The sequence below is a fragment of the Phenylobacterium sp. genome (genome assembly GCF_036402295.1).
Taxonomy (GTDB): Bacteria; Pseudomonadota; Alphaproteobacteria; order Caulobacterales; family Caulobacteraceae; genus Phenylobacterium.
The window spans coordinates 1-12,676 of the sequence record NZ_DASWTE010000133.1; the positions used below are offsets into that span (position 1 = coordinate 1).

The 12,676-nt window shown below is 68.7% G+C and carries 12 protein-coding genes; 8 read left to right on the forward strand and 4 right to left on the reverse strand.

The features are described 5' to 3' along the window. Nucleotides 1–177: 177 nt before the first annotated feature. The 7 genes from VGD44_RS08270 (at nt 178) to VGD44_RS08300 (ending at nt 4,791) form a co-directional block, all read left to right on the forward strand. Nucleotides 178–450: a hypothetical protein gene (locus tag VGD44_RS08270; RefSeq protein WP_331085779.1), complete on the forward strand. Its 273-nt coding sequence runs from the start codon at nt 178–180 to the stop codon at nt 448–450. Between the two features lie 48 nt (nt 451–498). Further along, nucleotides 499–1,146: an OmpW/AlkL family protein gene (locus VGD44_RS08275; RefSeq protein WP_331085781.1), complete on the forward strand. Its 648-nt coding sequence runs from the start codon at nt 499–501 to the stop codon at nt 1,144–1,146. Between the two features lie 78 nt (nt 1,147–1,224). After that, nucleotides 1,225–1,992 carry a glucose 1-dehydrogenase gene (locus tag VGD44_RS08280; protein WP_331085783.1) on the forward strand — a complete coding sequence of 256 codons (768 nt, stop codon included), beginning with the start codon at nt 1,225–1,227 and terminating at the stop codon, nt 1,990–1,992. Between the two features lie 2 nt (nt 1,993–1,994). Then, entirely contained in the window at nt 1,995–2,423 is a 429-nt protein-coding gene (locus VGD44_RS08285; RefSeq protein WP_331085785.1) for a hypothetical protein, read from the forward strand. 67 nt (nt 2,424–2,490) lie between these two features. Then, nucleotides 2,491–2,958: a sensor histidine kinase gene (locus tag VGD44_RS08290; RefSeq protein WP_331085787.1), complete on the forward strand. Its 468-nt coding sequence runs from the start codon at nt 2,491–2,493 to the stop codon at nt 2,956–2,958. Nucleotides 2,959–2,991: 33 nt separating this feature from the next. Then, nucleotides 2,992–4,518 (forward strand): NAD(P)/FAD-dependent oxidoreductase, encoded by a 1,527-nt coding sequence (locus VGD44_RS08295; RefSeq protein ID WP_331085789.1) that lies wholly within the window; start codon nt 2,992–2,994, stop codon nt 4,516–4,518. Between the two features lie 90 nt (nt 4,519–4,608). Continuing rightward, complete coding sequence (locus VGD44_RS08300) at nt 4,609–4,791, forward strand: hypothetical protein (RefSeq protein WP_331085791.1); 183 nt, start codon at nt 4,609–4,611, stop codon at nt 4,789–4,791. Between the two features lie 78 nt (nt 4,792–4,869). On the opposite strand, the gene VGD44_RS08305 is transcribed toward VGD44_RS08300, so the two are convergent. After that, nucleotides 4,870–5,583 carry a response regulator gene (locus VGD44_RS08305; RefSeq protein WP_331085793.1) on the reverse strand — a complete coding sequence of 238 codons (714 nt, stop codon included), beginning with the start codon at nt 5,581–5,583 and terminating at the stop codon, nt 4,870–4,872. A 94-nt stretch (nt 5,584–5,677) separates the two neighbouring features. Here VGD44_RS08305 and VGD44_RS08310 point away from each other — a divergent pair, with 94 nt between their 5' ends. Beyond that, nucleotides 5,678–6,121 carry a globin domain-containing protein gene (locus tag VGD44_RS08310; RefSeq protein WP_331085795.1) on the forward strand — a complete coding sequence of 148 codons (444 nt, stop codon included), beginning with the start codon at nt 5,678–5,680 and terminating at the stop codon, nt 6,119–6,121. Here the strand turns inward: VGD44_RS08310 and VGD44_RS08315 are convergent. The 3 genes from VGD44_RS08315 to VGD44_RS08325 form a co-directional block, all read right to left on the reverse strand. Next, nucleotides 6,118–8,013: a PAS domain S-box protein gene (locus tag VGD44_RS08315; RefSeq protein ID WP_331085797.1), complete on the reverse strand. Its 1,896-nt coding sequence runs from the start codon at nt 8,011–8,013 to the stop codon at nt 6,118–6,120. The genes VGD44_RS08310 and VGD44_RS08315 overlap by 4 nt on opposite strands. A 152-nt stretch (nt 8,014–8,165) precedes the next feature. Next, a complete protein-coding gene (locus VGD44_RS08320) occupies nt 8,166–10,190 on the reverse strand; it encodes a calcium-binding protein (RefSeq protein ID WP_331085799.1) in 2,025 nt (674 codons plus the stop codon). 639 nt (nt 10,191–10,829) lie between these two features. Next, the coding region (locus VGD44_RS08325; RefSeq protein ID WP_331085801.1) for a TonB-dependent receptor at nt 10,830–12,676 on the reverse strand (1,847 nt) is incomplete at its 5' end.

The following is a 12,676-nucleotide window of genomic DNA, read 5'->3' on the forward strand; positions in this document are numbered from 1 at the left end:
GCGCGACGGCGTCGAAAGGCGCCTCGTCGCTTCGGGCTAGGGCCTGCGTCATGGATCCCACATGCATTGAGAGACGTCAGGCCAGATGCCGCAGCGCACACCGGACCACATTGATCTTCGTCAAGGCGGCGGCGCGGCCCGTCGGCGAGATGGGAAGGTTCGCGGAGAGAGGTTCCGATGCGCCGCCAGCCGGCCCCGACCGAAGATCAAGCCTTCCGGCTGGGTGCAGGCCTTACTGGGCTCGTCCTTACGGCCAGCGCCGCGCTGGCGGCTGACCTCGCCCGCGAGCACATGGCGTTTGTCGGCGCCATCTGCGGCGCCAGCTCCAATCCCCATTGTGGCTGGTGCTACGGCGCGGCGGGCCTCGTCCTGGCGGGGCTCGCCGCGTTCGCCGTGGCCCTGTGGCCGGCCGGTTTGTCGCAGATCAAAGCCGAGCTTCCCCCGCTCTGACAAAGCCCCCCCCGAGCGGCCCAAGGCCGCCAAGAAGGGGATAGTCAGATGATCATCAGAACCACGACCACGGCCTTCGCGGCCGCCCTCGCCATCGCGGGCGCAGCCCAGGCGCAGGACTTCCAGCCCAAGGAAAAGGGCGGGATCGTCCTCAACGTCCGCGTGACCGACGTCGCGCCGCAGGGCAGCGACCCGATCACGACCCTCGCGGGGGCGTCGACGGGACTCCGCGCCAAGGCGAACTACGACGTGATGCCGACGATTGGCCTCACGTACTTCTTCACAGACAACCTGGCCGTCGAGGCCATCGCTGGCACGACGCAGCACACCATCCGCGCCAAGGGCGGAGCCACGAACGTGAACGTGAAGGACACCTGGGTCCTGCCGCCCGTCGTCTCGCTGCAGTACCACCTGGCGCCCAAGGCCAAGGTCAGCCCCTACGTCGGCGCCGGGGTGAACTACATGCTGTTCTACGGGGGCGACGACAAGAACGGCTTCGACCTGAAGATCGACGACGGCTTCGGCCTGGCGCTGCAGGCCGGCGTCGACATCGCCACGCACGAACGCTGGAGCGTCAACCTGGACGTCAAGAAGATCTTCTTCGAAACGGACGCCGTCGACCGGACCAACCGGATCAAGACCAAGGTCACCCTGAACCCGTGGGTCGCCTCGGCCGGCGTTGGCTACCGCTTCTAGACTAGCGAGGTTGATCCTGCGCAAGGCCTGCCCGCGCCCGTCGGCCTACACTTTTCGCATCCGGTACAGGAGGCGACGATGAACAGGCTGACGGGCAAGGTGGCGGTGATCACCGGCGCGGCCGTAGGGATCGGCTGCGCGACGGCGATGCGGATGGCCGAGGAAGGCGCCGCCGTCGCTTTGCTCGACACCCGCACCGACGACGGCCAGATGCTGGCCCACAACCTCGAAGCGCGGGGTCTTACCGCCCGCTTCTGGCAGCTCGACGTCAGCCGGGAGAAGGACGTCGAGCAGGTCCTGTTCGAGGTGGCCGAGCACTTCGGCCGCATCGACATCCTGGTCAACAACGCCGGCGTGGCCGGGGCCAACAAGCCGACCGACCAGATCACCGAGGCCGAGTGGGACTGGGTGCAGGCGATCAATGTGAAAGGCGTCTTCTTCTGCACGAAGCACGCGATCCCTCATCTGCGCCGCGCCGGCGGGGGCAGCATCATCAACCTGAGCTCGATCTACGGCTTGATCAGCGCCCCGGACGTGCCGCCTTACCATGCATCCAAAGGCGCCGTGCGGCTCATGACCAAGACCGACGCCCTGCTCTACGCGGCCGAGCGCATCCGCGTGAACTCCATCCACCCGGGCTACATCTGGACGCCGATGGTGGAAGGCTTCCTGCGCGAGCAGGGCGACCTGGAGGCCGGGCTGCGAGCCGCCGGCGAGGCCCATCCGCTGGGCCACGTCGGTGAGCCCGACGACATCGCTTGGGGCTGTGTCTACCTGGCCTCGGACGAAGCCAAGTTCGTCACCGGCGCCGAGCTGGTGATCGACGGCGGCTACACGGCGCGCTGACCATGCCGGGCTTCAGCCTTCCCGCCCTCCTCCGCGCCCTGGCCGTGTGGCTGCTGTTCATTTTGGCCGAGGCGGTCCAGGGCGGTCTGCGCCAGGTGCTGACCAGCCCCGAGTTCGAGTACGCCGTCCGGCAGGCGTCGGTGTTCGCGGGCGCGCTGATCCTGTTCGCGATCACCTGGTTCAGCCTGGGCTGGATGCGGATCCGCACGACCCGCGAGGCGCTCTCGGTCGGACTGACGTGGGTGGCGCTGACCTTGCTGTTCGAGATCGGGCTGGGCCGGGTCCTCGGCCTCGGGTGGGACCGCATCCTCGCCGACTACGACCTCGTGCACGGTGGGCTCATGCCGCTTGGGCTCGTGGCGATGGCGCTCACGCCCTGGGCCGTTCGGCGCTTGCAGGCGCGTAGGCCGCGATCCCCGGAAGTCGGTTGATCGAGGTCAAGGCGCGCAGGCTCCGCGCGAGGGACTTCTGTCGCGACCCGATCGACAGGAGGCTTTCGTGCCGACCGCCAACGCTCCGATCTTCGCCCCGTCGCGACCGCCGGCGCCTGACGCGCTCGGCTGCGGAGTGACTAGCTCGGCCCGCTCCTTTCTGGACGCCCTTGTCGCGCCCTTTGACGACGTTCCGCACCGCATTCAGGTCGACTGCGATCCCGCGCTGCGGCTATCCGCCGACGAGCTGGCGCCCTTAGGCGCGATTGTCGGAGAGGCGATCACGAACGCCCTGGCGCATGCGTTTCCGGCCGGGCGCGAGGGCCGGATCTGGGTAGGCCTGGCTGAGGTCGAGGGACGCATGAGGCTCACCGTACGCGACAACGGAATCGGAATGCCGGACTTGCCGCCCGACGACACCCGCGGACGCGGACGCATCGAGGCGTGGGCGCACCGCCTGGGCGGCTATGCCCGCCTCGGCAGCGCCCCGTTCGGCGGCGCGCTCGTCTCAGTCGTCTTTCCGCGGACCGCCTGAAGCGTCCGGAACGCCTCCAACAAGGGACCTGACATGGCCTTATCGAGCGAGACCGCCGCCCCGGAGCACTTCGACGTCCTGATCGTCGGAGCCGGAATCTCCGGCATTGGATCCGCCTATCACCTGCAGCAACAGTCGCCGGGCCGGTCGTTCGTCATCCTCGACGCCCTTGAGGGATTCGGCGGCACCTGGCTGACTCATCGCTATCCCGGCATCCGATCGGACAGCGACCTCTACACCTTCGGTTACCGCTTCAAGCCCTGGACCGGCGATCCGATCGCCAGCGCGGAGGCCATCCAGAACTACCTTGGGGAGGTGATCGAAGAGAACGACCTGGCCCGCCATATCCGATACGGCCACAAGATCACGCAGGCGGAGTGGTCGAGCCAGGAGAACCTCTGGACGGTGACGGCTGTGCGCACGGACACCGATGAGAAGGTCTCGTTCACCGCAGGCTTCCTCTGGATGTGCCAGGGCTACTATCGGCACGCGGAGGGCTACACACCCGACTGGCCCAACATGGACGCCTACAAGGGCCGCGTGGTCCATCCGCAGACGTGGCCGGAGGACCTGGACTACAAGGGCAAGCGGGTTCTCCTGGTCGGCTCTGGAGCGACGGCCGCGACCCTGCTCCCCGCTATCGCGCCCGAGTGCGCCCACATCACCCTGCTCCAGCGCTCGCCGACCTATTTCATTCCCGGCCGCAACGCGAACGACCTCGCCGACCAGCTTCGCAGCCTCGAGGTCGATCCGGCGTGGATCCACGAGATCACGCGCCGCCGCATCTTGAAGGACCAGGACGACTTCACGCGCCGCGCCTTCGAGGAGCCGCACGTCGTCAAGCAGGAACTGCTGGCGGGCGTCAGCGCGTTCGTCGGGCCCGAGGCCACCGAGAAGCACTTCACGCCGCGCTATCTCCCCTGGCGGCAGCGGATCGCCTTCGTCCCCGATGGCGACCTGTTCAAGTCGGTCACGGCGGGCCAGGCCTCCATCGTCGACGGCGAGATCGAGACGTTCACGGAGTCGGGCGTGCGCCTGAAGACCGGGGAGCTGCTTGACGCGGACATCATCATCACCGCGACGGGCTTCAACATCAGCGTCCTCGGCGACATCGCCTTCACCGTGGATGGTGAGAGGGTCGATCCTGCCGAGACCGTCACCTATCGCGGCTTGATGTTCACCGGACTCCCCAACCTCGTCTGGGTGTTCGGCTACTTCCGCGCCAGTTGGACCCTCCGTGTCGACATCGTCGCAGACTTCGTCTGCCGGCTTCTCAACCATATGCAGGCCCGTGGCGCAGAGAAGGTGGAAGTTACGCTGCGCCCGCAGGATCGGGACATGCCCCGCCTGCCCTGGGTCGACCCCGAGAACTTCAACCCTGGCTACCTGCTGCGCAGCATGGACCTCATGCCGCGCCGGGGCGACAAGCCGGAATGGCAGCACACGCAGGACTACTGGGCCGAGCGCACGGCCCTCCCGGCCGTGGATCTCGACGGGCCGGAGTTCCTGTATGACGACGGCGTGGCCGACACGCGGTCCCTGCCGTCCGCCGCCGCGTAGGTCCGGCTGACCGAGGACCGAAATCGAGTTTCGGCGACCATTTGATCGAAGTCATCGCAGGAAGCGCGATGGGGCGTCTTCGTAGGACGTATGTTGATCACCTACGAGTTCTACGTGGCCGACGCCGAAGGCGCCGAACCACGCTTCGTGCCGGTGCTGTGCGAGTCCGAATGGGAGCTCGTGCGCCGGGCGCGGGAGCTCCTGGCCGAAACCCACGCCGCCTTTGTCGAGGTTCGCCGCGCCGGGGAGGTGCTGTTCAGGCTGGTCGGCTGAGCCCTGTGGACGTCTTTGCAAGCGCTGCTGGTGGGGCTGACAGGCTTCATGGCGGCCGAGGCGTGAGCGTATCGCTTCTTAGGTCGACCCTGCGGGCACGAACAGGTATCCGGCGCCGCGCACGGTCTTGATCGCTTGGGGCGTCGTCGGATCCACCTCGACCTTCTTGCGAAGGCGGGTGATGCGGGTGTCGATCGAGCGGTCGAAGCCGTCGGAGTCCTTGTGGTGCGCCAGGTCCAGCAGCCGGTCGCGGCTGAGCACACGGTTCGGGTTGCGGGCAAAGGCCTCCAGGAGGTCGAATTCCATGGCGGTGATCGGGACCGCGCTCCCGTCCGCTGCATACAGGCTGCGGCTTTCGAGGTTGAGGACGCAGCGGCCGATCCGCACCTCGCCGCCCATGGTCGCGGCCGAAACCTCGCCGGGCGCCACGCGTCGCAGGACGGCGCGTACCCGCGCGAGCAGCTCACGCGGCTCGAACGGCTTGGGGATGTAGTCGTCGGCGCCGACCTCTAGGCCGACCACACGGTCGACGCTGTCGGCGTTGGCGGTCAGCATGATGATGCCCAGGCGGCCGCGCTGGCGAAGGTCGCGGGCGATGGATATGCCGTCCTCGCCCGGCATGTTCACGTCGAGGATGACGAGGTCCACGGCGCGCTCGGCCATCAGCGCCCGTAGCGCCGCGCCGCCTTCCGCCTGGCTCACCGCGTAGCCGTTCCGCAGCAGGTATTCCTGGACGGTCTCGCGGACCATCTCCTCGTCGTCGACCACAACGATGTGCGCGTTGCCGCCCATGCGAGCCTTCCCCCGGTCGCCGCAGACACAATTGTAACACGACGCCGTTCGCCGAGGCATACGACTGACACTTCGGGCCGTATCTATACGCGCCATGATCAAACAAGCGCCAAACTCCCTCACGCCCCGCCAGATCGCGCGCGTCCGCGAGACCTTTGCGATCGTCGCCAAGACGCCCCGCGAGGCGGCCGCGACGTTCTACGCGCGGCTCTTCGAACTCGACCCCTCGACGCGGTCGATGTTCCCGGCAGACCTGGAGCCGCAGGGGCGCAAGCTGCTCGGCGTCCTGGCCCTCGTGGTCGACCGCCTGGATGACCTGGAGGCGCTCGGCGCCGAGGTCGAGGCCCTCGGCCGGCGGCACGCAGGCTATGGGGTCGAAGCGCGTCAGTACATGTCGGTCAGAGACGCCCTGATCTGGACGCTGGAAGACGCGCTGGGACCGGAGTTCTGCCAGGACGCCCGCACGGGCTGGCGCACCGCCTACGTCCTGCTGAGCGCGCGAATGATGGGGGCGGCGCGCGCGGCCCTCGCGGCTTAAGGCCCCTCGCCTGCGCGGATGCGGGCGACGAAGTCGGCCACGCTGGCCGGCGTGAACGGCTTCTCCAGGTAGGGCCGGCCCGACTCCGCGAGGAACCTGGCCGCTCCCGCCCCCAGCGTGTCGCCGGTGACGAAGCCCACCCGTCCGCACAGCTCGGGCCGCGACGCCTGCAGCCAGGCGAACAGGCCCGGGCCATCGAGGCCCGGCATCCTGATGTCCGAGAGGATGATGTCGAAGGGTTCGCCGTCCAGCGCCCGCTTCGCCGCGTGGCCATCCGCGGCCGTGGAGACGTGGAATCCCTGCCGCGCGAGCAGTTCGGCGAGGGTCTCCGAGACCGCGGCTTCATCGTCGACCACCAGCACGCGTCCCCCATTGGCAAGATGGGCCTCGGCGTCTCGGCCGGCGGGCTGCGGCGTCGCCGACTGGCTGGGAAGCTCGATCTCGAACGCCGCGCCGGCGATTGACGGCGCCAACCGAAGCTTGCCGCCGTGGGCCTCGATGACCCCCAGCGAGAAGCTGAGTCCGACGCCGGTGCCCTGCCCCGACTGCTTGGTCGTGAAGAACGGATCGAAGATCCGGCCGGCGATCTCGGTGGGCACGCCGGGGCCGTTGTCGGCCACGCGGATCAGGACCGACCCGTGCGTAGGGCCGCGCCGGGTGGTCACCTCCAGCCGCCGCACGCCGGGCTGGCTCTCCAGCGCCTGCTGGGCGTTGACGATCAGGTTGGCCAGCACCTGGTGCAGCTGGTCGTTGTCTGCCATCAGCTCGGGCAGGCTGCTCGCCAGGTCGAGGCGCACCTCGACGCTGCTGGTGCGCAGGCCGTAGTCGGTCAGCTCGAGCACGCTGCGGACGAGCTCGTTGACGTCGACGCGCGACCGGTCGGGTTTGCGCTGGCGGGCCATGGCCAGGAAGGTCTGGACGATCTTGCCGCAACGCTCCGCCGCGGTGCGGATCTTCCGCGCGCGCTCGGCGAGGGGTGAACCCAGGGTGTCCTCTTCGAGCATCACCGCCTGGCCGATCACGGCCGAAAGGGGGTTGTTCAGCTCGTGACTGACGCCGGCCAGCAGGGACCCCAGGGCCGCAAGCTTCTCGGCCTGGTGCAGCGCCTCGCGTGAGCGCTCCAGCTCCGCCTCGGCCGACTTGCGCGGGGTGATGTCGGCGACAATTCCATTGGCCATGGCCGGCTCGCCCGCCGCGTCGCGGTGGCCGACGCCGCGGGTCACGACCCAACGGACCTCGCCGTCGGGCATCAGGACCCGGTATTCAAGGGACGCCTCGCCCACGTCCTCCACGACCCGGCGCACCGCCTCGGCCACCGCCGCGCGATCGTCCGGATGCACCAGCCTGTCGCGCAGGTCCTGCGTCACCTCGCCCTCGGCGGGAAAGCCGAAGATCTCGCGGGCCCGCGGCGACCACCAGCTGCCGCCCGTCTTGAGGTCCCAGCTCCAGGTGCCCAGCTGGGCGCCCTCCACGGCGAATCGCAGGCGCTCCTCGCTCTCCCTGAGGCGCTGCTCCGCCAGCTTCTGGGCGGTGATGTCCCGCATATAGGCGACGAACACGGCGTCGCCCGCGCCGGCGGTCCGCACGATCGCCAGCTCGAGCGGAAAGACCTCGCCGTCCGCGCGCAGCCCTTCGATCTCGATCCGACGGCCGACCATTCTCGGCGGCGCCCCGGCGGCGAGGCGCGCCATGCCGGCCTGGTGGGCGGCGCGGTGGGCCTGGGGGATGATGGTGTCGGCGAGGCTGCGGCCGATGACATCGGCGCGCGCCAGCCCGAAGGTCCGCTCGGCCGCGGGGTTGAACTCGACGATGATGCCCTGGGCGTCGGCCGCGACGATGCAGTCGAGCGCCGCGTTCATCACCGCCGACGTAAATCCACTCGAAACCGGCATCCTCGCCCCCCGGCCAGCAGCTTGGCGAACCGCATTCTGCGGTGGTCGCCCGAGAATGGAAATCGCCCGTCGACGCCGGAGCGTCGCGGGCGTGACAAACCAACGGGCGGAGGCCGAAGAGGCCCCCGCCCGCCACCTGAAGTCGACACGTCCTAGAGCAGGAAGTCGGACGCGGTCAGGGTGTGCATCCCGTTGATCTGGATGACCATGTCGGCCACGCCGTCGCCCGTCACCTCGATCTCGATCAAGGTCTTGGCGTTGGCGGCGTCATAGGAGAGCCGCATCTGGTCGGGGGCGGTGGCGCCCCCGGTGGCGAAGGCCGCGTTGCCGATGAATTGCAGGTTGATCTCTTCGGCGCCGTAGAGCGTGAGGTCCGACAGATTGGAGAAGTCGATGCGGGCGCCCGCAACCCAATCGACTTGGTCGATGCCCCACTCGGCCGAGCTGTCGTCGAGATAGCGGTACACGATCGTGTCCAGGCTGTCGGGGACGATCAGGTCGGCGCCGTAGCCGCCTTCGAGCACGTCCTTGCCCGCGCCGCCCACGAGCTGGTCGGCGCCGTTGGAACCCTGGATGCGGTCGTCGCCATCCCCACCGGAGAGTTTCCCCGAGCCCTGGATGGTGTCGTTGCCCGCGCCACCCGAGACGAGGTCGACGCCCCCCGCGCTGTGCAGGTCGTCGTCGCCGGCGCCGCCGTCCAGGACATCGTTGCCGCCGCCGCCCCACAGGGTGTCGTTGCCCTCGTCTCCGAAGGCTTTCACGTCCTTCCCGCCCGGGGCGAGCGAGTCGTTGCCCAGGCCGCCGTGGAACTCGATGCTCTGGTAGAGGAGGGCCCCCTGGACGCTGTCGTTCCCATCGCCGGCCCAGATGGTCATGGAGCTGGGCGCGAGGCCTTGCGGCAGATCGAAGACGTTCAGGTCCGTGTATTCTTCTTCGAACGGGTCGAAGTAGGCGATGGGCGTGGCGTTCTCCACCCAGATCGCGACGGCGTCATCGAACTCGGCCTTGTCGCCGCCGTAGAGCCCGCCCATGAAGACGTCGTTCCCGGCGCCGCCGTGCAGGACGTCATCGCCCCCGTAGCCCCACATGGTGTCGTTGCCCTCCAGGCCGTGGAGGGTGTCGTTTCCGGTCCATCCGCGCAGCTCGTTGGCCGCTGAGGTCCCGATGCCGGTGAAGCCGCCCTCCCCGAAGAACCGCAGGTTCTCGACGTTCGGCATGGTGCGCAGGTCGAGCGACGACGTCGTGACGATCTCGTCGATCCCGCCGCCCGCGGCCTCCACGATCGTGTCGAGTCCGTCGGCATAGTAGGTGTCGTTGCCGGCGCCCCCGATCAGCTTGTCGGCGCCGCCGAGGCCGACGATGACGTCGCCGTACGCGCCGCCGACGATGGTGTTCGCCTTGTCGTTGCCGGCCAGTCGTGCGTAGCCGTCGCCTGTGTAGGTGAGGTTCTCCACCTCCGGCGTCTCCAGCAGCCTGGTGACCCAGAAGTCCGTTTCGATGCGGTCGACGCCGCCATTGCTCAGCTCGACGATGGTCTCGTAGGGCGAGTCGATGATGTAGACGTCGTCTCCGGCCCCGCCGTAGAGTGTGTTCCCGATCGTGCTGCCAGTGCTGCCGCCGTCGAGGGTATCCGAGCCTTCGCCGCCGTAGAGGCTGTCCCGGCCCGCGCCGCCGTAGAGCTTGTCGTTGCCGGCGAAGCCCTGCAGCACGTCGCCCGAGGCGCCGCCCCAGATGACGTTGTTGAGCGCGTTGCCGTAGCCCGAGAACTCGCCCACGCCCGAGAAGCGCAGGTTCTCCACCGACGAAGGCAGGACGTAGGACGAGAGCGTGGTGAAGACCTCGTCGGTCCCCTGGCCGCTGAACTCGATGACCGTGTCGCCGGTGGAGTCGACGTTGTAGCTGTCGTTGCCGGTCCCGCCGTACATGGTGTCCGCGCCGGCGCCGCCGACGAGGGCGTCGTTGCCGTCGCCGCCGAACATCTTGTCGGCGCCGTTGCCGCCGTTGAGGTAGTCGTTGCCGCCCTCGCCGCTCAGCTGGTCGGCGCCGTCGCCACCGTTGACGATGTCGTTGCCCAGGCCGGCGTAGACCAGGTCGTCGCCGCCGTTGCCGTTGATGATGTCAGCCGAGCTCGTGCCGGTGATCGCGTTGTCGAGCCCATCGCCCTGGAAGGTAGCCATTGTCGTTTCGCCCCGTGTTCGGACCCTGATTGGTCGTGTGGGGTGGTTATCGACGGGACCATTGTCTGTCTGAGGTCGCGAACGGCGGAGAATTGTTACAGCTGTGTCTGAGGCCTCCGGCCGACGGTGGACTGTCGGCACGCCCGCTTCGGAGCCTAGCGAAACGTTCCAAAACGGTTGGTCCACGCGAACCAGCTTCCCGGCCGCGGCTTGCGGCGCGCAGGGCGGCTGACGACTGGCGAAAGGGGGGCTCCAGATACGAGAAGCCCCGGCTGAGGTGTGACGTCCTCAGGCCGGGGCGGTAGGTCTCGTGCCGGTGACTGGAGAGCCGACGCGCGCTGTTCGCAGCCCGAGCCGGCCGCGATCAACGGCTGCACAGTAGCACTGTCGGCGGATAGGGCCAAATCTGAACTTCGCCCTGCGACAATAGGCATGGGGCGCGGCCCCGGCGTCTCTCCCCGCCGGGACCGCGCTCAGCCTTGCAAAGCGCGACCTTGGGCTCGGAATGCGCGCTTCGTTTGACTGTGTGCGCCGGTCGCCCGGCGCCTCGTATTGTCGACCCAAGGCTCTCCAGAAGTCGCAGGTCGCGGGGGAGACGTCGCGGGTTCCCATCACCCCTAGGTCGGAGCGAAATTTTTTTCAGATCGCCGCAGAAATCGTCACGCCGACGGTGACCGGCCGCTGGGGCGTCACCTGGCGGACCTGGTCGGGATTGAAGGGATTGCCGAAGGCGAAGGTGTCGCTGGCCGAGTCGAGCGGGTTCACCACGAAGACCTGGACGCCGAAGGTCCGGCCCGTGAGCTCGGCCGACAGTTTCGTGCGCGCATAGCCGCCCGTCTTCGGGCGCGTGTCGTCGAAGGTGACGCGCGAGGGGCCGATATAGGTGGCCTGGCCCACCAGCCGCAGCGTCCAATCGCCGCCCAGCACCGGGCGCTCGTAGCTCACCAGGCCGCCGGCCGAGACCGCGGGGGCCCCGGGCAGGCCATCCACGAGGGCGCCCTGGAAGTCGGGATTGGCGTTGTCCGTGCGCACACGCGCGTAGCGGCCGTTTAGCTGCGCCTCGAGGCCCCAGTCGGTGCGCAGGGCCACCTCGGCCTCGAAGCCCGCGATGTGCGCGTCGCCGGCGTTGGTCGTGTAGGGAATGCCCGAGGGGCGGAACTGGTCGGTCTGGATGTCCTTCCAGACGTCGTAGTAGGCTGCGGCGTTCACCGCGAGGCGGCGCTCGAACCGCTCGAATTTCAGGCCCAGCTCGTAGTTCAGCAGCCGGTCGGCGCCATAGGTCTCGCGCCGTTCCGGCAGTGGCTGCGCCCCGCCCGAGTTCAGGCCGCCCGAGCGGTAGCCTTCCGAGATCACCCCGTACACGAGGTCGCCCGAAGCGAACTCGTACTGCACTGAGATCTTCGGCGAGAAGCCGGTGAAGCTGACGTTGCGGTCGAAGCTGCGCGGGGCGAAGCGCTCGGAGACCACGTCGGAGCGGGTGCGGGTGTCGATGTGGAAGACGCGGCCGCCGACCGCGACGGTCCATTCGGGCGTGAGGCGGTACGAGGCCTCGCCATAGGCGGCGAGTTCGCGGACATCGTCCCGCCGCTGGTCGCCGTAGACGAGGAAGCCGTCCTGCGCGATCGGCACCTGGGCCAGGAACTCGGTCGGCGTGCGGGTCCGCGTGTCCGAGCCGTACAGGCCGGCGAGCCATTCCAGCCGGCCGGCGCCGCGTGAGGTCAGGAACAGATCCTGCACCAGCATCCGGGTCTTGGTGCGCTCGGAGTACGCCGAGGTGTCGGCGAAGTCCGTGTAGAGAGTCTGGGTGGCGGTGGCGTCATAGAGGCTGCTGTAGGCGTGGCGGATGAACCCCGTGGACGACGTGAGTTCCGCGGCGCCCCACGAACGCCGCACTGTCGCCGTCGCGAGCAGGATGTCGTTCACGTGCGGCTCGGGAATCCGCACGTTGCGCGTCAGGCCGAGGCCCGGCGTCGTGTAATGGGTGTCGTCTGAGCGCAGGTGCTGGCCGGCCGCCGTGGCGGTCACCGACCAGGCGTCGTTGGGCTGGAACAACGCGATCAGCCGCGCGCCCTGGCGCAGGGTGCGGTCCACGTCGCTCCGCATCTGGCCGATGTCGTCGAGGTAGCCCCCCTGGGTCTCACGGTAGCCGGAGAGCCGCACGCCGAGCGTGTCGTCGAAGATGGGCACGTTGACGTAGCCCTCGACGGCATAGCTCGGGTCGCCGCTCTTGGTGGCCGCGCCCGTGGCGCGCATCTCAGCCGACATGTCCTGGAGGTCGGGCTTGCGCGAGACGATCCGGTAGATGCCGCTGATCGATCCGGCCCCGTAGAGCGCGCCCTGCGGACCGCGCGCCACCTCGACCCGCTCGTTGTCCACCAGCCGGAAGTCGGGATCGGGCGCGTTGTAGTTGACTGGTATGTCGTCGAGGTAGGTGGCCACGATCGAGCGGGCGCGGCCGGTGTAGGCGCCGTCAGACAGGCCGCGCA

Coding starts and splice junctions, on each gene's coding strand:
- VGD44_RS08270 (WP_331085779.1), top strand. CDS start 178: ATGCGCCGCCAGCCGGCCCCGACCGAAGATCAAGCCTTCCGGCTGGGT.
- VGD44_RS08275 (WP_331085781.1), top strand. CDS start 499: ATGATCATCAGAACCACGACCACGGCCTTCGCGGCCGCCCTCGCCATC.
- VGD44_RS08280 (WP_331085783.1), top strand. CDS start 1,225: ATGAACAGGCTGACGGGCAAGGTGGCGGTGATCACCGGCGCGGCCGTA.
- VGD44_RS08285 (WP_331085785.1), top strand. CDS start 1,995: ATGCCGGGCTTCAGCCTTCCCGCCCTCCTCCGCGCCCTGGCCGTGTGG.
- VGD44_RS08295 (WP_331085789.1), top strand. CDS start 2,992: ATGGCCTTATCGAGCGAGACCGCCGCCCCGGAGCACTTCGACGTCCTG.
- VGD44_RS08300 (WP_331085791.1), top strand. CDS start 4,609: ATGTTGATCACCTACGAGTTCTACGTGGCCGACGCCGAAGGCGCCGAA.
- VGD44_RS08305 (WP_331085793.1), bottom strand. CDS start 5,583: ATGGGCGGCAACGCGCACATCGTTGTGGTCGACGACGAGGAGATGGTC.
- VGD44_RS08310 (WP_331085795.1), top strand. CDS start 5,678: ATGATCAAACAAGCGCCAAACTCCCTCACGCCCCGCCAGATCGCGCGC.
- VGD44_RS08315 (WP_331085797.1), bottom strand. CDS start 8,013: ATGCCGGTTTCGAGTGGATTTACGTCGGCGGTGATGAACGCGGCGCTC.
- VGD44_RS08320 (WP_331085799.1), bottom strand. CDS start 10,190: ATGGCTACCTTCCAGGGCGATGGGCTCGACAACGCGATCACCGGCACG.